The organism is Vibrio pacinii DSM 19139 (genome assembly GCF_000711795.1).
Classification (GTDB): domain Bacteria; phylum Pseudomonadota; class Gammaproteobacteria; order Enterobacterales; family Vibrionaceae; genus Vibrio; species Vibrio pacinii.
Map to the genome: position 1 here is coordinate 233,676 of NZ_JONH01000001.1, position 21,261 is coordinate 254,936.

The 21,261-nt window shown below is 43.3% G+C and carries 15 protein-coding genes; 3 read left to right on the forward strand and 12 right to left on the reverse strand.

Features of this window, described 5'->3' with window-relative positions; all coding sequences use genetic code 11:
- Positions 1-108: 108 nt before the first annotated feature.
- Together BS19_RS01020 and pta are read left to right on the forward strand one after the other, a co-directional pair.
- Entirely contained in the window at positions 109-1,305 is a 1,197-nt protein-coding gene (locus BS19_RS01020) for an acetate kinase (protein WP_038172767.1), read from the forward strand.
- Between the two features lie 134 nt (positions 1,306-1,439).
- A complete protein-coding gene (gene pta, locus BS19_RS01025) occupies positions 1,440-3,584 on the forward strand; it encodes a phosphate acetyltransferase (RefSeq protein WP_038172769.1) in 2,145 nt (714 codons plus the stop codon).
- Between the two features lie 118 nt (positions 3,585-3,702).
- Here pta and BS19_RS01030 read toward each other — a convergent pair whose 3' ends face one another.
- The 12 genes from BS19_RS01030 to BS19_RS01085 form a co-directional block, all read right to left on the reverse strand.
- Positions 3,703-4,647, reverse strand: coding sequence for a glutathione S-transferase family protein (locus tag BS19_RS01030; protein ID WP_038172771.1), 945 nt, complete (start codon positions 4,645-4,647; stop codon positions 3,703-3,705).
- A 168-nt stretch (positions 4,648-4,815) separates the two neighbouring features.
- Entirely contained in the window at positions 4,816-5,808 is a 993-nt protein-coding gene (gene oppF, locus BS19_RS01035; protein WP_038172773.1) for a murein tripeptide/oligopeptide ABC transporter ATP binding protein OppF, read from the reverse strand.
- A complete protein-coding gene (oppD, locus tag BS19_RS01040) occupies positions 5,805-6,776 on the reverse strand; it encodes an ABC transporter ATP-binding protein (protein ID WP_038172776.1) in 972 nt (323 codons plus the stop codon). The genes oppF and oppD overlap by 4 nt, the downstream gene beginning before the upstream one ends.
- A 27-nt stretch (positions 6,777-6,803) precedes the next feature.
- Entirely contained in the window at positions 6,804-7,706 is a 903-nt protein-coding gene (oppC, locus tag BS19_RS01045) for an oligopeptide ABC transporter permease OppC (RefSeq protein WP_038172778.1), read from the reverse strand.
- A 15-nt stretch (positions 7,707-7,721) separates the two neighbouring features.
- On the reverse strand, positions 7,722-8,642 hold the full coding sequence (oppB, locus tag BS19_RS01050; RefSeq protein ID WP_038172780.1) for an oligopeptide ABC transporter permease OppB: 921 nt from the start codon (positions 8,640-8,642) through the stop codon (positions 7,722-7,724).
- A gap of 138 nt (positions 8,643-8,780) precedes the next feature.
- Positions 8,781-10,415: an ABC transporter substrate-binding protein gene (locus BS19_RS01055; RefSeq protein ID WP_038172782.1), complete on the reverse strand. Its 1,635-nt coding sequence runs from the start codon at positions 10,413-10,415 to the stop codon at positions 8,781-8,783.
- Positions 10,416-11,016: 601 nt separating this feature from the next.
- Positions 11,017-11,523: a hypothetical protein gene (locus BS19_RS01060; protein ID WP_038172784.1), complete on the reverse strand. Its 507-nt coding sequence runs from the start codon at positions 11,521-11,523 to the stop codon at positions 11,017-11,019.
- A 10-nt stretch (positions 11,524-11,533) separates the two neighbouring features.
- Positions 11,534-12,661: a cytochrome-c peroxidase gene (locus tag BS19_RS01065; protein ID WP_051686465.1), complete on the reverse strand. Its 1,128-nt coding sequence runs from the start codon at positions 12,659-12,661 to the stop codon at positions 11,534-11,536.
- Between the two features lie 79 nt (positions 12,662-12,740).
- The gene (locus BS19_RS01070; protein ID WP_038172786.1) at positions 12,741-14,300 is read right to left on the reverse strand and encodes a lytic polysaccharide monooxygenase; all 1,560 of its coding nucleotides are present in this window, start codon (positions 14,298-14,300) and stop codon (positions 12,741-12,743) included.
- Between the two features lie 94 nt (positions 14,301-14,394).
- On the reverse strand, positions 14,395-14,982 hold the full coding sequence (locus BS19_RS01075) for a cytochrome b (RefSeq protein ID WP_084185917.1): 588 nt from the start codon (positions 14,980-14,982) through the stop codon (positions 14,395-14,397).
- A 147-nt stretch (positions 14,983-15,129) separates the two neighbouring features.
- Positions 15,130-16,821: a HEAT repeat domain-containing protein gene (locus tag BS19_RS01080; RefSeq protein ID WP_038172788.1), complete on the reverse strand. Its 1,692-nt coding sequence runs from the start codon at positions 16,819-16,821 to the stop codon at positions 15,130-15,132.
- Positions 16,822-16,943: 122 nt separating this feature from the next.
- Entirely contained in the window at positions 16,944-17,861 is a 918-nt protein-coding gene (locus BS19_RS01085; RefSeq protein ID WP_245609246.1) for a hypothetical protein, read from the reverse strand.
- A gap of 1,049 nt (positions 17,862-18,910) precedes the next feature.
- Here BS19_RS01085 and BS19_RS01090 point away from each other — a divergent pair.
- On the forward strand, positions 18,911-21,250 hold the full coding sequence (locus BS19_RS01090; RefSeq protein WP_038172792.1) for a M4 family metallopeptidase: 2,340 nt from the start codon (positions 18,911-18,913) through the stop codon (positions 21,248-21,250).
- The last annotated feature ends 11 nt before the right edge of the window (positions 21,251-21,261 follow it).

Sequence of the window (21,261 nt, forward strand, 5' to 3'; positions counted from 1 at the left end):
TATACGGAATTCGAAGTTTTTTTGACCAAGATTAGTGCGCAACTTTAATTGCATCGTCTATTATTTTGGTTAATTTTCATCCTAACTGATTATTACAGGTAGTCACACATGTCTAAGCTAGTTTTAGTTTTAAACTGCGGTAGTTCTTCTCTCAAATTTGCTGTTGTTGATGCAGTGAGCGGCAACGAGCACCTATCAGGTCTTGCAGAATGTCTTCATCTTCCGGAAGCACGCATCAAGTGGAAGCTTGATGGTAAACACGAAGCTCAACTAGGTAATGGTGCAGCTCACGAAGAAGCGCTAGCATTCATGGTTGAAACTATTCTTGCTTCTAAACCAGAACTTAAAGCTAACCTAGGCGCAATCGGTCATCGTATCGTTCATGGTGGTGAACAGTTCACTCAATCGGCTTTAATCACTGACGACGTTCTTAAGGGTATTCAAGATGCTGCGACTTTCGCACCGCTTCACAACCCTGCTCACATTATCGGTATTGAAGCGGCGAAACACAACTTCCCTGAACTACAGAATGTTGCTGTATTTGACACGGCGTTCCACCAGACAATGCCAGAAGAGTCATACCTATACGCTCTACCTTACAAACTGTACAAAGAGCACGGCATTCGTCGTTACGGTATGCACGGTACTTCTCACTTATTTATCACTCGTGAAGTAGCTGGCCTACTTAACAAGCCAGTTGAAGAAGTTAACATCATCAACTGTCACCTAGGCAACGGCGCATCTGTATGTGCAATCAAGAACGGTAAATCTGTTGATACATCAATGGGTCTAACTCCTCTTGAAGGTCTTGTGATGGGTACTCGTTCGGGTGATCTAGACCCTGCTATCATCTTCCACCTGCATGACGCTCTTGGCTACTCGGTTGAACAAATCAACACTATGCTAACCAAAGAGTCTGGCCTTGCTGGTCTAACTGAAGTGACCTCTGATTGTCGCTTCGTTGAAGACAACTACGGTGAGAAAGAAGAAGCGACTCGCGCAATGGACGTTTTCTGTCACCGCCTAGCTAAATATGTAGCGGGTTACACAGCAACGCTAGATGGCCGTGTTGACGCTATCACTTTCACTGGCGGTATCGGCGAAAACTCTGGCCCTATCCGTGAGATGGTACTGAACCGTCTGGGTATTTTCGGTATCGAAGTAGATAGCGAAGCAAACCTTAAAGCACGTTTCGGTGGTGAAGGCACAATCACAACCGCAAACAGCCGTATCCCTGCGATGGTCATCTCGACTAACGAAGAGCTTGTGATCGCTGAAGACACTGCGCGTCTCGCTGGTCTTTAATTGACTTAACCGGTTGACGCTCTTTTTATACAAAGCAGTCAACCGGTTTTCATATTTAAGGGGCTTAACTCCTATTCCAATGCAACGGAATACGAAGTTAAGCTTTTATCTCAATAGCTAAAGGTACTCTACGAATGTCTCGTACTATTATGCTTATCCCTACAAGCGCTGGTGTTGGTCTTACTAGCGTAAGCATGGGTGTTCTTCGCGCAATGGAGCGCAAGGGCGTTAAAGTTTCTTTCTACAAGCCTATCTGTCAGCCGCGAAGCGGTGGTGATCAGCCGGATCTTACGTCTACGATCGTCGCTCACAACAGTGACATGAAGATTGGCCAACCAATGGCGATGTCTGTTGCTGAAAACCTTATCGGTAACGACAACATGGACGAACTGCTCGAGACGGTTGTAGAACGTTACAACCAAATCAATAAAGATGCAGACGTGACGCTTATCGAAGGTCTAGTCCCAACTCGTAAACACCCATTTGCTAACCAAGTGAACGCTGAAATTGCAGCCACACTGGGTGCGGAAATTGTCCTTGTTGCGACACCAGGTACTGACAACCCAACGCAACTCAAAGAGCGTATCGAAGTCGCGTGTTCAAACTTTGGTGGCACTAAAAACAAAAACATCTCTGGCGTGATCATCAACAAGCTCAATGCGCCTGTTGACGACGCTGGTCGTACTCGCCCTGATCTATCTGAAATCTTTGATGATGCCGACAGTGCGAAGCAAAACGAGATGAAAGTGATGGAGATCTTTAATACGTCTCCAATTCGTGTTCTCGGTTGTGTGCCATGGAGCATCGATCTTATCGCGACTCGCGCTATCGATATGGCAAAACACCTCAATGCTGACATCATCAACCCTGGTGATATCAACACGCGTCGCATCAAGAGCATCACTTTCTGTGCACGTTCGCTACCCAACATGATTGAGCACTTTAAACCTGGCTCTCTGCTTGTGACTTCAGCTGATCGCCCAGACGTTATTGTTGCGGCTGCACTTGCGGCAATGAACGGCGTCGATATTGGTGCCATATTACTGACGGGTGGATACGACATCCCACAAGAGATTGCCGGTCTATGTAAGCCAGCATTTGATACAGGTCTACCGATCTTCAAGGCACAAGGTAACACTTGGCAAACGTCTCTTAATCTACAGAGCTTTAGCATTGAAGTCCCTGCTGACGATAGAGAGCGTATCGAGTTCATTAACGAACACGTCGCTGGCCATATCGACGGCAACTGGATTGAGTCGATGACTGAAGGTACTCAAAAGTCACGTCGACTAAGCCCACCTGCATTCCGTTACCAACTAACGGAACTTGCACGTAAAGCTGGTAAGCGTATTGTACTTCCTGAAGGTGATGAACCACGCACTGTAAAAGCGGCCGCTATTTGTGCTGAGCGTGGTATTGCTGAGTGTGTGCTTCTAGGTAACCCAGACGAAATCCGTCGTGTTGCGGCTCAACAAGGTGTTGAGTTAGGTGCTGGCGTTCAAATCATTGATGCTGATGCGGTACGTGAGAACTACGTAGCGCGCTTGGTAGAACTTCGCGGTGCCAAAGGCATGACCGAAGTGGTTGCTCGTGAAAAGCTTCAAGATTCTGTTTTCCTCGGCACGATGATGCTTGAAAACAACGAAGTTGATGGTCTGGTTTCTGGTGCGGTTCACACCACGGCGAACACTATCGTTCCTCCGTTCCAAATCATCAAGACTGCACCTAACGCATCTATCGTTTCTTCTGTCTTCTTCATGCTTCTGCCTGATCAAGTCCTAGTATACGGTGACTGTGCAATCAACCCAGATCCAACCGCTGAACAGCTTGCTGAAATCGCTATCCAATCGGCAGACTCTGCAGCCGCATTCGGTATCGAACCGCGCGTTGCCATGATCTCTTACTCTACTGGTGAATCTGGTAAGGGTGCAGACGTTGATAAAGTCCGTGAAGCAACAAAATTAGCTCAAGAGAAACGTCCTGACCTAATCATCGACGGTCCGCTACAGTACGATGCAGCAATCATGGAAAACGTTGCCGCTTCTAAAGCACCAAACTCTCCAGTTGCAGGTAAAGCGACCGTATTTGTATTCCCAGACCTAAACACGGGTAACACAACTTACAAAGCAGTACAGCGCTCGGCAGACCTAGTGTCTATCGGTCCAATGCTGCAAGGCATGCGTAAACCAGTAAATGATTTATCTCGCGGCGCACTTGTCGACGACATCGTTTACACGATTGCCCTAACGGCGATTCAAGCAGACCAAGAAAATAACTAGTTTTCTGTTCTGAATTGAAATCAAAAAAGCCCTCGTTGATCGAGGGCTTTTTATTGGTCATTTTTTCGCGGCTTAGTTTGGTTATTACTTAGCTTAGTTAATGCTTAGCTCATTGCCATCATAACGTATCACGACCATGCGCGGATTCAAGATCAAGCTCAGGCCCTTTTGGCACTACTTGAGTCGGGTTGATTCCAGTATGGCTAAAGTAATAGTGACGTTTAATGTGATAAAAGTCTGTGGTCTCTTTGACACCCGGCACCTGATAGAGCTCTTTCATATAACCATTGAGGTTCGGATAATCGGCAATACGCTGTTTGTTGCATTTAAAATGGCCAACGTAGACAGCATCAAAACGAATCAAGGTAGTAAACAAACGCCAATCGGCTTCGGTTATCTGCTCTCCAGCCAAGTAACGATGAGTGGCTAAGTGCGCTTCCACTTTATCGAGCGCAGAAAACAGTTGATCAAACGCCTCTTGATACGCCTCTTGAGTGGTGGCAAAACCACAGCGATAAACGCCATTGTTGATATTTGGGTAAATAAACTCATTCCACTCATCAATGACATCGGCAAGCGCTTGTGGGTAATAGTCGTCATGATTACCGGTGAGTTCATTAAACTCTGAGTTAAACATACGAATAATTTCAGACGATTCATTGCTCACGATGGTGTTGTGTTTTTTATCCCACAGCACGGGAACCGTGACTCGCCCGGTGTAATTTGGTTTCGCTTGAGTATAGATTTGGTGCATACAGGTATGACCAAACAGAGGTTCCGGCAAGCCCATCTGCCACCCTTCACTCATCATATCCGGGCACACAACAGTGACATCGATGTGCGTTTCTAGTTGTTTTAATTGACGAAAGATAAGAGTTCGATGAGCCCAAGGACAGGCTAACGACACATACAGGTGGTAACGTCCTGACTCGGGTTGGAACTTAGCGTCAGGTTGATTGGTAACCCAGTCACGAAAGCCAGCATCCTCTCGAACAAACTTGCCCTTGTTCGATTTTGTGTCATACCAGACATCATGCCACACACCTTCAACTAACTTACCCATAAAAACCTCCTAAGCAATAAATTCACTTAATCAGTATATTCAAAAAGGGCCTCAGCTTGAGTAGAGAGTATTGGCTTAGTTGTTCGAATAATTTGAACTATTAATAAAAACGACAAAAAAAGCGCGACCCCAAAAGGATGTCGCGCTTAAGCCCGTCACAGGCTGAACTTAGATGCTAACGTGTAAACACGATACCGCATGCACATCGTTACCTTGAATCGTCGGTTTGGTTTGTGCGCAAGCCTCTGTCGCTTGTGGGCAACGAGTACGGAACACACAACCCGATGGCGGATTGATTGGCGAAGGCAAGTCACCTTCAAGCATCTCGATTTTCTTAGCGCGCTCAAGTTTAGGATCTGGGATTGGGACCGCAGACATCAGAGCGCGAGTATAAGGGTGTTTTGGATCAGCAAACAGTGCTTTCGCTTCCCCAAGCTCTACGGCATTACCTAAGTACATCACTAGCACGCGATCTGAAATATGTTTAACCACAGATAAATCATGTGCGATAAAGACCAAAGATAGGCCTAGCTCTTTCTGGATTTCTTGAAGCAGGTTGACTACCTGAGCCTGAATTGACACATCAAGTGCCGATACAGGTTCGTCACAGATGATCATTTTTGGCTTTAAGATAAGGGCACGAGCGATGCCGATACGCTGACACTGACCGCCTGAAAACTCATGCGGGTAACGGTTGATCACGTTCGGTAATAGACCGACTTTAGCCATCATCTCTTTAACGCGGTCTTTTACTTCTTGCTTAGACAGCTCAGGATAGAAAGTTTGTAACGGCTCAGCGATGATATCACCGACCGTCATTCGCGGGTTAAGCGATGCCAGCGGATCTTGGAAAATCATCTGTATTTCTTTGCGCGTTTCACGACGCTGAACGGCTTGCATCTTAGTCAAATCTTGACCAAGCCACATCACATCACCATCTGTGGCTTCAACCAGACCGATGATCGCACGAGCAAAAGTCGATTTACCACAACCAGACTCACCAACCACACCTAAGGTCTCACCCTCGTAAAGACGCACATTGACGCCGTCTACCGCTTTAAGAGTTGATGGTTTGCTCCAAGGCCACGCCGATTTCGCCGCGATGCTGAAATGCACTTTAAGATTTTTTACATCAAGTAGTAATGGTTTATCTATACTCATTTTTTCCATTCCTCCCACTGCGAAAAACATGCACGCTGACGACCGGTATCAAACGGCGTTAAAATTGGTGCTTCTTGCTTACAACGATCCATAACACGGTGGCAACGCTCTTGGTAAGGGCAGCCTGGTGGTAGACGCAGTAAGTTAGGTGGGTTGCCTGGGATAGTCGGCAGAATCTCGCCTTTTGTATCTAAGCGAGGAATCGCTTTCAGTAGCCCTTCCGAATATGGGTGGCTTGGATGGTAGAAAATTTCGTCAACGTTACCGTATTCCATCGTACGGCCAGCGTACATAACCAATACTTTTTCACACGAACCTGCCACTACACCCAGATCATGAGTGATCATGATGATGGCGGTATTGAACTCAGATTTTAACTCGTTCAACAGATCCATGATCTGCGCTTGAACGGTGACATCAAGTGCGGTTGTTGGCTCATCAGCAATCAGAAGTTTTGGACGACATAGCAACGCCATCGCGATCATGACACGCTGACGCATACCGCCTGAGAATTCATGTGGGTACATGGTAATACGCTTACGCGCTTCAGGGATTTTTACCGCTTCTAACATGCGCACAGACTCTTCAAAAGCTTCTGCTTTACCCATGCCTTTGTGCAGCATTAGCACTTCCATCAACTGATCACTCACCTTCATATAAGGGTTAAGCGACGTCATTGGGTCTTGGAAGATCATGGCAATCTGTTCAGCACGAACCTTATTTAGCTCTTTCTCTGGCAGGTTAAGGATCTCTTTACCCTCAAACTTTGCACTGCCTGAAATAATGCCGTTTTTGGCCAAAAGGCCCATGATTGCGAATACCGTTTGTGACTTACCTGAGCCAGATTCACCAACAATACCTAAGGTTTCACCTTGATTCAGGGAAAAGTTTAAATCGTTTACTGCGGTAACAATACCATCTTGAGTGGTAAATTCGACGCGCAGATCTTTGACATCTAATAAGCTCATCATTGCTTCCTTAATCTTATCTTTCAATTATCTGTCTTTTGGATCCAACGCATCGCGTAGACCGTCGCCAACGTAGTTGAAGCAAAATAGAGTCACAACCATGAACGCGGCTGGGAAAGCCAACTGCCAGATTGCCACTTCCATTGTCTGGGCACCTTCTTGTAACAGTGCACCCCAACTTGTCATCGGCTCTTGAACACCAAGACCAAGGAATGAAAGGAAAGATTCAGTCAAAATCATGCTTGGGATTAGAAGCGTAGAGTAAACCGCAACAATACCCAGTACGTTTGGAACGATGTGACGTGTGATGATCTTCCAGTTGCTGACACCACAAACATGCGCCGCTTCGATAAACTCTTTGCTACGTAAGCTCAGCGTTTGACCACGAACAATACGGGCCATATCGAGCCAAGCAATTGCGCCAATCGCAACGAAGATAAGAATGATGTTACGACCGAAGAATGTCACCAGTACGATCACGAGGAACATAAACGGAACTGCGTAAAGGATCTCTAGGATACGCATCATGATTCGGTCGACTTTACCGCCGATAAACCCAGAAGCCGCGCCATAGAGCGTACCAATCAATACCGCAACAAAGGCGCCCATGACACCTACCATCAATGAAATACGACCGCCAATAAGGGTCCGGACATAAATATCACGGCCAAGGCTATCAGTACCAAACCAATGCTCTGCGTTCGGTGCGACGTGCATGGCATACCAGTCCGTATCGTCATAAGCGAACGGCGCCATCATCGGTAAGACAATCACAGATAATGTGATAATAAGGAGAATAAACAAGCTGACCATCGCCGCTTTGTTACGCATAAAGCGGATACGGGCATCTTGCCAAAGACTACGACCTTCAATTTCTAAGTTCTCAGAGAACTTCTCGATCGCGTCCAGATTTTCTTTTTTCGTTAACATAACCAAACTTCCCTGTTAGTAGCGAATTTTCGGGTCGATCATTGCAAGTAGGATATCTACGATCGCGTTGAATAAGATAAATAGGAAACCAATCAAAATGGTCACTCCCATTACAAGCGAGTAGTCACGGTTAAAGGCAGCGTTAACAAACAGCTTACCAATGCCAGGAAGACCGAAAATAGTTTCGATAACAACAGAACCGGTGATGATACCTACGAACGCTGGACCCATGTAAGAAACAACAGGAAGTAGCGCTGGCTTAAGAGCATGTTTAATGACGATATAACGGTAACTTAACCCTTTGGCACGGGCGGTACGGATAAAGTTACTGTTGAGTGTTTCGATCATCGAACCACGTGTAATACGGGCAAACGTTGCAACGTAAAGCAGTGACATACCAATCACAGGCAGAACAAGATACTTCAGACCACCGTCTTGCCAACCACCAGCAGGAAAAAGGTTCCAGTGAAGAGAGAATAGATAAATCAATGCCGGTGCGAGTACGAACGATGGCATAACAACCCCGAGCATCGCCGTTGACATAATGGTGTAGTCCACCCACGTATTTTGCTTCAATGCCGCAATGGTTCCGACACTTACCCCCATAATGATGGTAAAGATGAAAGCGATAAAGCCCACTTTGGCCGAAACTGGTAGTGCACCGTAGATCAGTTCATTTACCGAGTAATCAAGGTACTTAAAGGAAGGACCAAAATCACCTTGAATAACGTTAGTAAGGTACGTCGTGTATTGTTCAAATACAGGCTTATCTAGGCCATATTTCGCCTCGATATTAGCCATAACTTCAGGTGGTAGCGGCTTCTCACTCGAGAATGGGTTACCAGGCGCGAAGCGCATTAGAAAGAAAGATACCGTGATCAATACCAACATGGTTGGGATCGCCTCAAATATCCTTTTCGCGATGAATTTAAGCATAAACTCACTCTTTCAGTCTGTGACAGTTAAATAAATAAAGGAATTCAACCAAATTTCTATGAATTTTGAGTTGAGTAAGGCGCTGCATGTAAGTTCTCACATGCAGGCCTTGTTTTTATAGTTCTATAGGCTCATAGATTATTGAGCTTTGATGTATAGATCTTTTGAGTAGATCTTCTCTTCCGCGTTGTTTGATGGGAAACCACCAACTTGTGGAGAAAGAAGACGAGCACGTACGTACTGGTAGATAGGTGCGATTGGCATTTCTTTCGCAATCAACTCTTCTGCTTGCATGTAAAGCGCAGTACGTTCTGCTTCAGACGTTGAGTTTAGAGCCTTCTCGATGATCGCATCGTACTCTTTATTACCCCAGTGCTGACCAGCAGTCGTGTTCTTACTAACCATAAGTGTTAGGAAAGAAGACGCTTCATTGTAGTCACCACACCAACCAGCGCGTGAGACTTCAAAGTCACCTTGGTCTTTAGTTGATAGGTAAGTTTTCCACTCTTGGTTCTCAAGTGTCACTTTTAGTCCTAGCGACTTCTTCCACATTGAACCTAACGCAACCGCAATCTTTTTGTGGTTTTCGTTGGTGTTGTAAAGTAGAGAAAACTCTAGTGGATTGTCTTTACCAAAACCAGCTTCTTCAAGAAGGCGCGCAGCTTCAGCATTACGCTCTTTCTGTGACATTTTAGCGAATTCAGGAAGCTCTGGGTTGAAGCCCGCTGTGATTTCAGGAGTTAGGAAGTATGCCGGTTTTTGACCTTGCGCTAAGATGGCGTCGGTCACGATGCTACGATCGATAGCGTAAGAGATCGCTTTACGAACACGTACGTCATCAAATGGCTTTTTCTTGGTGTTGAAAGAGTAGTAATAAGTACAAAGACTGCCTTCAACAGACACTGATTCAGGATATTCTGTCTTCAAGCGCTTGAAGTGCTCTACGGGTAGTGCTGAAGATGAAAAATCTAGCTCGCCAGACAAAAAGCGGTTCATTTCCGCTACTTGATTCTCGATAGGTAAGAAAGTGACTTGATTAAGAACGGTGTTTTTGTTGTCCCAGTATTGTTCATTACGCTTAAGAACCATGCGCTCGTTCAGTACCCAACGGTCTACTACGAATGCACCGTTGCCGACAAAGTTTTCTGGCTTGGTCCACTGGTCACCGAACTTTTCAACTGTCGCTTTATGAACAGGTTTCACTGTTGTGTGGCCTGTCATCATAACGAAGTATGGTACAGCTGTATCTAACTCAACCACTAATGTATGGTCGTCAACGGCTTTAACACCTAGCGTGCTCTTATCCTTTTCACCCGCTACGATCTCTTTCGCATTCTTCATCTTGGTGTATTCCATGTACCAAGCGTATGGTGATGCTGTTACAGGGTCTACGGCACGTTGCCAGCTGTATACGAAATCTTCTGCCGTTACAGGGTCGCCATTTGACCACTTAGCATCTTTACGAAGATGGAAAGTGAATGTTTTGTTGTCTGCTGTTTCCCAAGACTCTGCAACACCTGGAATAGTGTTGCCATCTGCATCTTGGTTCACCAAGCCTTCGAGAAGATCACGGATAACGTGAGATTCTGGTACACCTTGCGATTTGTGTGGGTCGATAGTCGCAACTTCTGTGCCGTTACCACGAACAAGTTCTTGTTTTTCTGCAAGTTTAGTTCCTGCTGGAACATCTGCTGCTAGAGTTACGGTAGAGGTTGCAGCCACTGCTAGACCAGCACCCAGAAGAAGGGCTTGTGTGATTTTGTTCTTATACATGTGTAAAACTCCAAGTTTTTTATTTGCATCCATGACTTCTTTGTACAGCACCAGAACGGACAGTGATTTAGATCTGTTTAGCTCAAAAAATAAGCATAAAAACCTAAAAACATACAAAGATTGCGGCACACATTAGCAATCATTGAAGTAATTTGCCATTAAAATGTAGCAAAAAGTCGTATAACACCGTGACTACGTCAATAAATTGGTAAATATCACTACAAACGTCGAATATCTCAGTTTATTAACATGAGAACTCTTTATGCAGTGAATTGAAGTGCCATATTATCTATCAAGATGTTTTTTTACAGCATCTTGTGCTAGATATAGTGCAAGGAAATTAACAAAAGTTATGTAAACTAGCTAACAGTTAGCTACATTTAACTTTGCCAATAAAAAGTTCTGTGAAGCCAATCACCCAGTTGCACAATAAGCGCGCACAACTCCCCAAAACGGATCATTGATTCCAGAAATGATTCACACCTTGTTATATGACACAGTCATTGTTATCGAACAGCACAGGGTTATACCCTCCCCCTTCAAGCTAGCTAAACATCCCCAGTAAATCACAACAACTAAAGACAGTAACGCAATCACTATGTTATTTATTTGATTCCCGAATGATTGTCACCTCTACCATTTGATTTGGTTTTCCATTCATGCTGAGTACGTAACTTCCCCATTCATGTGTATTAATGTGGGTTACCCATTTATCACTTTGCATTGGGCAATGTAAGTTTTCAATTTTTGACCCCACGATATCTGCGTCTTTCATTGTTAAAGCGACTGATTTACTGTGAAAAATAACCAGTTTTTCATTCCACTTAGTCACCGCTAACTGTAAAAAAGCGTTTCCATTGTCATCCAGTTTAAATTTGTACCCGACAGGGCTATTCACCACGATTTCACTTCGCGCTGCTTCATCAGGCGTGGTAGGAGCTTGATTGAGTAAGACGACTGGCTGGTTACAAGCCGCAACATAATCTTGTTTAAAATACTGATTGCGACCAGAAAGCAAATCTGAGTCGTTGTCTTGCGCATTGATAAACTGAATACCAGCCAACACCAGACTGCAGACCAGTATCAAGTTAATGAATTTAGATCGCATACCATTACCTTTAATCTTTGTTTAAATATATAAATGGAGGAATGCACCCTAGGTTATCCGGCCGATGTTTTAATGGTACAAGCGAACAAAAAGGCGACTGTTTATTGGCAGGGACGGAAGCATCAGAGACAGACAGTGCGGATAAAAAAGCGATCAGTGCTTCTTTTTCAATTATTGAAATAGAAAAACCAGCAATCTTGGCATCTTTATTCGGATGCACTCGCCCATCACCAATATCATTTCCGCTACGAATCACTCTACCACCAGCGGCGTAACTATCAATCACAGCATTCAACGATTGAAAACTTCCGTCATGCCCCCACGGCCCTGTTTTAACCACATTAATAAGCGAAGGGATACGAAATCGCCCATTGTCAGAACGATCTCCCGATTGCGATTCAAGACCAACCTCATCAATAGGGTAAGTGATTTGGCCATCACTATTGTTTATTCCATACAGGCCCACATTGACAAATTCCGGCTGCCGCGCCATCGGTTGATTCATTAAATTACCGCCATGACATTGGCTGCATTTCAAACGTTGACTAAAAAATAGTCTCCGGCCTTGCTGCTGCGCAAACGACAGAGAAGTTTCGTCTCCGTTCAAATACCGCTGATAAGCTGTATCCGTAGACACTATTTGTTGCACATATTTCGCTAGCGCATCCAAGGCTCTGTCCACGGTGACATTGGGTGAACCAAACGCTTGTTCAAACAGAGGCGAGTAAAGGTTACTCGCCTCTGATAGTCGTTGAATCAAAAGTTGCTCGGTCATACCCATTTCTACTGGTTGAGTTGCAAATAACGGTTTTCGAATTGACGACTTTAGATCTGTCACTCCCTTTGTGCGTTGAAAGTAAGAGCTGAACCTAGCCGTATTCAATAAGGAAGGCGTGTTCAGAGTGGTGGTTTGGTCATAAATATCTGGGGTTTTACTAAAGGTATTGCTCCAACCATGGTTGGGATCATGGCACAGTGCACAACTTCGGTTACCTAGCTTGGAAAGCCTAACATCATTGAACAAGTAGCGTCCGAGCTCAACTTTATCTTTATCGTCATTCCCAGCGTGTACTGTCCAAGAACACCATAGAGAAATAGTGAAGCAAAAGTATAAGCACAGCCGCTTTATCCTTCTCATGACAACGCGCCACCTACTACTAATAGAACAACCATACTGTTGAAACTGAGGTAGTTATAACTAACTACCTCATTATTCGCTATTTACTTACTTGCTCCCATTGCTGCGTAACCCAGGCAGGGTCAGCGGCTTGACCAGGTGCAAACACTGAGTTAGAGCAGTTTGAATACCAAGGGCCAAAACACTGCCAAATGCCTTCCTTACCAAAGTCCACAACCGTACCTTTGGTATAGTTTGCAAGCCCCTGTGGGTAAACATAGTCAACGTTATTAGGAACTTCACTATTACCTTGCTCAACAGAGAAGTTGTAAGTGTCTAGTTCAGTGTTGTCATAACTATCTGTAACTTCAACGCTCACACTGTAATTATCTTCATCATCGACGAGGAAAAACTTATGCGGTTTTTCTCCTACCACCCCAGTAACAATATCGGGTTGACCGGAATTGTTAGTCATCGAACTCAACGTTGCTTTATAGGTATATTCACCATTGTCACCTTCGTCGATTCGAAGATCGATGGGGATTTCGATAGGTTTCCCTGCTAGTGTATAGCTCGCTTGAAGGCTCGGCCATGAAAACGTAAATTCTTCTTGCTCCCCTCCCACAACTTGAGTCAAGTGAGAGAATTTTTCTGAGACAAAATAGATATTGTTTCTATTTACATCATGGGTCAACTCAATGTCTCCATTACTCTCTTTAACACCCACTTCCATATACTCAGAAGCAGTAGCATTGCGATTAATTTCCTCAGCTAATTCAAGTTTCCACACATCTTCTGACGTATTGTGCGAATCTATTTTGACGGAAGGTTCATAACGCGTGGTTCCCTCATACATAATTCGAGCTATTGCAGTGTCACCGACTTTCAGATCACCTTTATCGCCAGCAAATCGTTCTTGATGAACCCACTGGTCACCGGGTTCTGGGTCGGGCTTATATCCACCACCATCAACAAATACATCCATACAGCTATAAAATGCTTCACCACTATCCCATACGTTTTGCGGTGGCTTACCTAGTACTTCATGAGGCTTATGGCTTGGGTTAGTTCGCTGCCAAACCTGGTATACAAGTCGTTTTCCGCGTTTATTATCAGGCCACTTTACTTTGTACTTGTATGTACCACCTACATGCGGGGGCATTTTCCCGCTTTCGTCCAACACTGCGACACGTTCTAGATCAGCCCAGGTAAGCTCATCAGTATCAGGATTAAATCCATCGCGAGTAACAAATAGGTCAAAATACCAAGTTTTATGCGGCGCCGTCATATGGTACTCAAACTCTACATATCCATCCTGATCCGGTACCAGCTCTGTCACATGACGTTTAGCACTAGGCACATCAAGAACACTATATTGGCCGCCTTTTGATGCGGAACAGAGTTGGTGATCCTTGATAACAGCCTTATGGTCACCGTTAGCTGCACCTTGGTTAATCTCATTTTTTTGCTCAGCGACTTTGCTATTACAAATATGATTATCATTTGGTGTACTACCTTGATCACAGCTGTACGCACGATCTTGTGGTTTGACCATATAGCCATGTGCAGATGCCATGTTAGGCATCATCACCATTGTTGCTGCAAGTGCACTTAAGGCAAATACGGCTGAGCTGGCGGTTCGTTTTCTCTTTAAAGTCATCTTTATTTCCTAATTTAGCTATCTTGTAAAAGGAGTGTTGGGTACAAAGAAAGCCAGTTTGATGCACTGTTGAATTAGTCTGCAGATAAGCTTTTTATTTATTAAAGCGAATCATCATGCTACGTAAAACATTATTTTTTATTATGTAATGATGTTTTAAAGCGGCCAATATATGAACAACAACCAAGATAGCCAACGTCAAACAGGACGCGCGGTGAACAACAAAGAAAAACTCATTCACAGCAACGTTATCAATTAGATTCGGAATTTCAATTACCCAGAAAAACTGATAGCTATGCTTAAGCATTAAATAGCCGCTAATAAAAACGACAAACATCGCAAAATACATAACTCCATGAGCCAGTTTTGCAAAACTTTTCTGTGTGTCAGAAATTGTGTTTGGCAGCTCCGGTTCAACCCGGAAAAATTTCCATACCCAGCGTACAAAAAATAAAATTGTAGCAAGGGTCGCTAGAGATATATTTAGATTAGAGAGTACATGGAATAACACAGGACGATCCATGACTAACAGCATCCCATACCCAGCAAAAGTGGCGTACAGAATGATGACGGCCATACTCCAATGAAGCCATTTTGTTAAAGAGCGATGCTGCTCTGTAAGTTCTGGCGCTTTATCCAAAGAGCTTGGATTAAATAACGCTTTATTGTTTACTTGTAACATTTCATTGTCATCTCATAGGAACGATATTGAACTGCTCAAGATTGTGACGAACAAAGAAAACCATGTGAAGCAAACACTCCATTCAATTGACTTCGCTTGAAATTTATGGTCCTAAATTTTAGTGTTTTTGAAGCCTAACACGCCATTTTAGTTATCTAGCATCTTCTCTAATGCCTCACGCAATGAGTCAGATAAATCTGGATCATTGAGTAACTGTTCCGCAACTTGGTTGTTTTCAAGATGATTTTCTGAACCGGACAACAGATATTCAAACAACATTTCTTTAGCGGGCGTAGGTAGGTTTCTCTCTGTGATACGTTCTCGTAACTGGCGTTGGTAGCCAGACTCGAATGGTTTGACTTCTTCTTTCGCTAGGTGCGCATCGACAATTTCTTTAACTACATTGGGGTTGCTATCTTTGAGGATTAAACTTTTGAGATGACTTTCCATTCTCGGATTTTTAGCCAACACTTTTACCGCAGCCATCCTTTCATCAAAATGTTCACTTTGGGTATAGGCGACCACTTCATCGTCCAATCCAGAGGAATTCAAATTACCTATAGAGACTAGAGTGTCGTACACTGAGTTTCCTGATTTAAGGTTATTCGATAGATAATCAGTGACGTAACTTCGCAAAACCTCCGAATTATTGCCTAAGATACCAATATTGAGCAGTGCAGTTTGTGCAATCATGCTGTTAGTACTTTGGGCAACGGTTTCAAGTGTATGCAGTGCCTGAATTGAACTCACTTCACCCATCTTAGCAATCGACATAATCGCGCGAAGTCGGTTCTGTTCGTCTAATGTATGATCCTCAATCAATTGAGATAGGATGTATTCCCCTTCAGGGCTTTGCGATCGCTCAAGACAAAATATCAATAACGACTGCTGGTCATTGGTTAAGTTTTGGTTAGTCAACAGATCTTTAACGTTATTGAATCCTTGTTTTGCTAAATACCCACCGATGGCAAAGGCATTATCTAAGTCAGGAGATTGAGCAAAAGTTCCAAATCTAGATTTAAAATTCTCTTCATCGACGTTATCTAAATGGCCTGCGATCTCAGAACCTATGCCTTGCCAATGACGATTAACGTCGATAGCATACTGTTGTATATTCCAGTCTAAATGAGACTTTCTCGATACGGGTTTCACCTCAATGTGCTGAACTATCGTCAGAATTTGAGTCTCATAATTAACAGTTTTGCTATGAGTGTGAACTAACGATTGAGGGACCCCATTTTGATCATGAGTCAATTGCCATTGATCATTTTGGTCAACAACATCGTAGGTATCTGCTGTCGAAACAGACCCTAGCCACTCTCGCTCAATTCTCTCGGCACTTTCTCTAGAGTAAATGAACTGATGTTTACCATCAGCCAACATTAAGGTTTTATTTCCTAGATAATAGGAAAACTGAGTGAGCGCAGTCTCAATGAGGGTCAATGGATGCGACGCACTGAGCCCAAGTAAATTAGTGTTCACAAACGCACCCTCTACCATTTGAGTGGTAAAAGTAAGCTTCTTTGGACGATCTTCACCTTGATATTGGCTTGGCCATTGAATGTTGTAGACTTGCCCAAAAAACTGAGCCTTTTGTGATCCCAATGGTTTCAAGGCCATATTAAATCGATACTCTACTTCACCTATTGCTATCGACTGATTACTTATTTTTGTCTCGACCACCACTGAAAACTGATATTCAGAAAATTCGTTCTCTGAATATAATTTAGCGGGAATGTTTTGATAACTTTGTTGACTAACCACATTCTCAAACTGTTCTAAACGGGGAATTTCTTGTTGGTTCGACATTTCATTTTCATCAGACTGTAGAAACCACATCGATATACCAACAACCACAGTGAAGCAGATAGATAATATTAGTATATTCTTTTTCATCATCGTTTTTCCAATCATAAGCAAGTGTTAATAAGGGGTAACTGAACGCTACCCCACTTTTTTGCTTAAATATATTTCGTCTTATCGTAGATAGTACGGTTAGCTTCAAAAATTGGCGACCAACTAATTAGCGAGGTTTCTGCATTGAAAATATCAACCATCCCAAGTAGTTTGACCTTACAGTACAATCCGATATTTCCGCCACCACCGGATGCCATCGCATCCCATTTTAAGCGAGTGTAGTATTGGAAATCAGATGAACTATCTTCTTTATAGGTAACGCCGGCTTCTACGTGAGCTTTTGTGCCTGTTTTGATCAGATTAACGCTACCTTTCACCCCTTTTTCAATTGTTTTCACACCCAAGTTAACCATAGCGTAGCCTTTTGCAGTCGCATAACCAGCAATAAAAGGACGTACTGTTGCGTATACAAAATCCGGACGACGTTTGCCATTTATTTCAATAGGCGTATTGGGCTTATCAAACCCTCCGACTTCTAAACCCGCCGCAAAGTCGACTCCTGTTTTTAAGATCGCACCAACCTTAGCACCTAGCTTAAGTACGCCAATAGGATCAATAGGCACTTCAGGAAGCGGCACCTCGATTGAAGCAACAGTATGTGAAAATGTTCGTTTGAAATCTGATCTTAATAGTGCTTCACAAGTTGGGCTAGCTGAAAAAGGTGTATCACTATTAACTGTTAACGCAAGATGAAGACCTCGGACACAATTAAGCTCTTGTGGGTTAAACGAAAGGTTAGCTTTTCCGATTACAGTCCCAATCGTTGTATTTCGTGGACCTACATTAACCTGGAATTTATTGTTAGTATTCCCCAATATTTTTCCACCTGTATATGTCACGTAGCCCGAGGCATTTCTTTTTTGTAGAAATGATTTCACATGTTTATTTGCTTTCGCAGTATGGGTTTTATTCAGAACCGTCCCTGAATTTATGGTTCCAGAATATGATGGAATCGAATACATTCCTATAAAAAGAATAATGTAAATGTTAAAGAAGTTTTTTAATAAGCTATTCATATTTAATATCCCATCTAAAATCACTAATATTACTCGTACATTAGTATTTTCCATTTTCTATAGAACCACACTAAATCAGCTAAAAGCCTAAGTATTATTTACCCGTTACACTTCCGGCATTATTTATTACACTAGGTTCTATACGCATTTCGCATATTTATATCTAACTCTCGATAACCTAGTCAGTCATTTTTCATTTAGGAATACAATTTAATCTAAGTAATTCCATCTAGACAGGCTGACCAAAACACTCCTCCTCTAGAAAATTTAATTGACGACAAGTAAATCCATAATAAAAACACTGTCTATGAAAGTATTATTTTGATCTGCTCTATTTAAAGTACAAATATAGGTTTGAAACCATAAGATAATTATCATTGCCTTTCCAAATCACTATAAGACAATGTTACTCACACCGCACCTTCTTAAAAATGCATAACAGAATGTTACATTGACTTTTTTGTCAATTGCAATCCTCAACATTACCACCAATAAAATTCTAAGTAACGGTAAAAATTAAGAGGAATAGTCTAACAATAAGCCAAACTAACCTTTTTAACACTTTTGTTAATATTGAGAGCAGAAACAACAAGACAGGTCACTTCTATATAATCAGTGTGTTTAGGAAATAAAATAGAGCTACAAGACCATAATTTAAAAGCGCTAGTGTCACTATTGGCTGAGAAAGCTAACAAGTTTAATTTCTTATATGCTTCATTTGACTACTTGAGAGCATAAGAAATATCAGTCAAATATAAACCTTTATTTCTGTCGAAAAACAACCACTAACAAACTCATCATAATTTACCGAAAAAAATCTTAACTTCGTCCAAGAAATTCCTCAGATATTGACCGCTGTAACTATGGCAAATATTAGTTTCATTGGCTTAGTGCTTTGAGACCTCGAAACTAAATTGTTAATACGAATGATGTGAATTATCGTTTATAAATTTGTTAACTTTTAATTGATTTCATCATCGAGAGTGATAACAACAATGAACATAAACAAACGTCTGATCGCGCTAACCGTTTCTAGTGCAATGACTTTATCGGTATATGCAGGAGAGTCAGTGACTGTGACTCAACCGATTAACTTTACTAACTTTTCTGGGCTTAACGCCCAGCTCGGCGTTAACAATGCGTCTAGTTTTAAGGTGGTTAAAGAAGTACAGCTTAAGAAGCGTGGTATATACAAAGTTAAGGTACAACAAAACCTATGGGGCATACCTGTATGGGGTCACTACCTCAACGCCACACAAAGTGTCAAAGGTGGCGCACTTAAATCGCTACAAGGTAACTACCTAAAAACCACCACTATCGAGCGTGCTTTTGTCAAACCTAGCATTAACCGCTCACAGGCATTAGCACTCGCGAGTAAGGATATCAACGCAGGCTTAACCACAAACGCATCACTAGAAAACGTTCAGGACGACCTGTTTGTGTACCAAGATGGTAACAAAACTCGTCTGATCTACGTGGTGTCTTATCTCATTGATGGCAGCGAGCACCCTACGCGACCATTCACCATGTTAGATGCACACACTGGCGAGATTATTGATCGTTGGGAAGGCATTGCGCACGCACAAATTGGTACCGGGCCTGGCGGCAATCAAAAAACCGGCATGTATGAATATGGTACTGACTACCACTACCTTGATGTGGTTGAAAATGGGACTGAGTGCGTTTTCGACTCAGAAAACGTCGTCACCGTCGATCTTAATGGCGCAACAGAAGGTGCAACGCCACACAGTTACGACTGTCCACGTAACAGTCACAAACAAGTAAATGGGGCTTATTCACCATTAAACGATGCTCATTACTTTGGCAATATTGTTTTCGACATGTACAAAAACTGGTTCGATACCGCGCCACTGTCGTTCAAACTGATGATGCGCGTTCACTATGGTGACGGTTACGAGAACGCCTTTTGGGATGGAAAGGCCATGACCTTCGGGGACGGGAAAGATTTCTTTTATCCGTTGGTCAGTCTCGATGTCTCGGCGCACGAAGTGAGCCACGGATTTACCGAACAAAACTCCGGCTTAGTTTATGCGAATCAATCTGGCGGTATCAACGAAGCCTTCTCAGACATTGCAGGGGAAGCGGCAGAATACTACATGAAAGGCACCAATGACTGGATGGTTGGCCGTGATATTTTCAAACAAGACGGTGCGCTACGTTACATGGATGATCCCTCACGTGACGGCTCTTCTATCAACAACGCAGCGGACTATTATGATGGGTTAAACGTCCATTATAGTTCTGGCGTTTTCAATAAAGCCTTTTATCACCTAGCGACCACTCAGGGTTGGGATACTAAGAAAGCGTTTGAACTGTTTGTGCTCGCCAACCAAATCTATTGGTCACAAAACAGTGATTTTTGGCAAGGTGCCTGTGGGGTAAAAAACTCTGCGACCGATCTAGGTTATCAAGCAAGTGATGTCGTCGCAGCGTTCAACATAGTTGGTGTCGATCCTTGTGCAGAACCACCACTGCCGCCAGAACCAGAATTTCAACGTCTTGAAAACGGCCAAGCAACCACAGTTGCTGGTGGTACAGGCTCTAAGACTTATTTTGATATCGAAGTACCCGATGGCAAAGAGAAACTAACGATTGATCTTGCTGTTACAACGGGCGATCCAGATCTTTATGTTGGTTTCGACTACGCGCCAAGCCCACTGGAGAATATCTGTAAGAGTGAAAGTGTTACCGATGAAGTCTGTGTTATCGAGAATCCAATCGCAGGCCGTTATACGATCAATGTGCTTGGTTATGCTCAATATGCCGATGCCAGCCTAAAAGCAACCTTCGATGAAGGCAACACTAACCTGCCACCTGTGGCTGCATTTGAGCACTCTATAAGTGGTAATAACATTGAACTGCGCAGCACAAGTCATGACAACGACGGGCAAATTGTCTCTTACCAATGGGATCTCGGCGATGGCAATAGTGTGAGTGGCGAAGTGGCCAACCACACCTACGCTGTTGCGGGTGACTACGTGGTGACCTTGACTGTCACGGATGATGCTGGTGCGTCTGTATCAACTAGTCAATCGATCACCATCGAAGATAGCTCTACTGAAGCCTTCCCACTGAAACTGAAGTTTGGTAATAAGCATCCAAACGGCACTGCCCGCGTCAAGCTCGCATGGGAATACAAAGATGGCGACTACTTCATTATTAAACGCAACGGCAAAAACGTCGGTGCCACGGACTTTAACTCATACGTCGATAAGTTCCGCCACAACGGTACGATAGATGTGGAATATCAAGTCTGTACATCAAACGATGTCTGCTCTGAAACCAAACGCTATCGCTTCATTAAAACAAACTAATTCGCAATCAA

Bases quoted from the DNA above. Each gene is read 5' to 3' on its own strand.
- pta (WP_038172769.1), top strand. From the start codon at position 1,440: ATGTCTCGTACTATTATGCTTATCCCTACAAGCGCTGGTGTTGGTCTT.
- oppD (WP_038172776.1), bottom strand. From the start codon at position 6,776: ATGAGCTTATTAGATGTCAAAGATCTGCGCGTCGAATTTACCACTCAA.
- BS19_RS01075 (WP_084185917.1), bottom strand. From the start codon at position 14,982: ATGTTACAAGTAAACAATAAAGCGTTATTTAATCCAAGCTCTTTGGAT.
- BS19_RS01065 (WP_051686465.1), bottom strand. From the start codon at position 12,661: ATGAGAAGGATAAAGCGGCTGTGCTTATACTTTTGCTTCACTATTTCT.
- BS19_RS01080 (WP_038172788.1), bottom strand. From the start codon at position 16,821: ATGTGGTTTCTACAGTCTGATGAAAATGAAATGTCGAACCAACAAGAA.
- oppC (WP_038172778.1), bottom strand. From the start codon at position 7,706: ATGTTAACGAAAAAAGAAAATCTGGACGCGATCGAGAAGTTCTCTGAG.
- BS19_RS01020 (WP_038172767.1), top strand. From the start codon at position 109: ATGTCTAAGCTAGTTTTAGTTTTAAACTGCGGTAGTTCTTCTCTCAAA.
- BS19_RS01090 (WP_038172792.1), top strand. From the start codon at position 18,911: ATGAACATAAACAAACGTCTGATCGCGCTAACCGTTTCTAGTGCAATG.
- BS19_RS01055 (WP_038172782.1), bottom strand. From the start codon at position 10,415: ATGTATAAGAACAAAATCACACAAGCCCTTCTTCTGGGTGCTGGTCTA.
- BS19_RS01085 (WP_245609246.1), bottom strand. From the start codon at position 17,861: ATGTATTCGATTCCATCATATTCTGGAACCATAAATTCAGGGACGGTT.
- BS19_RS01060 (WP_038172784.1), bottom strand. From the start codon at position 11,523: ATGCGATCTAAATTCATTAACTTGATACTGGTCTGCAGTCTGGTGTTG.
- BS19_RS01030 (WP_038172771.1), bottom strand. From the start codon at position 4,647: ATGGGTAAGTTAGTTGAAGGTGTGTGGCATGATGTCTGGTATGACACA.
- oppB (WP_038172780.1), bottom strand. From the start codon at position 8,642: ATGCTTAAATTCATCGCGAAAAGGATATTTGAGGCGATCCCAACCATG.
- BS19_RS01070 (WP_038172786.1), bottom strand. From the start codon at position 14,300: ATGACTTTAAAGAGAAAACGAACCGCCAGCTCAGCCGTATTTGCCTTA.
- oppF (WP_038172773.1), bottom strand. From the start codon at position 5,808: ATGAGTATAGATAAACCATTACTACTTGATGTAAAAAATCTTAAAGTG.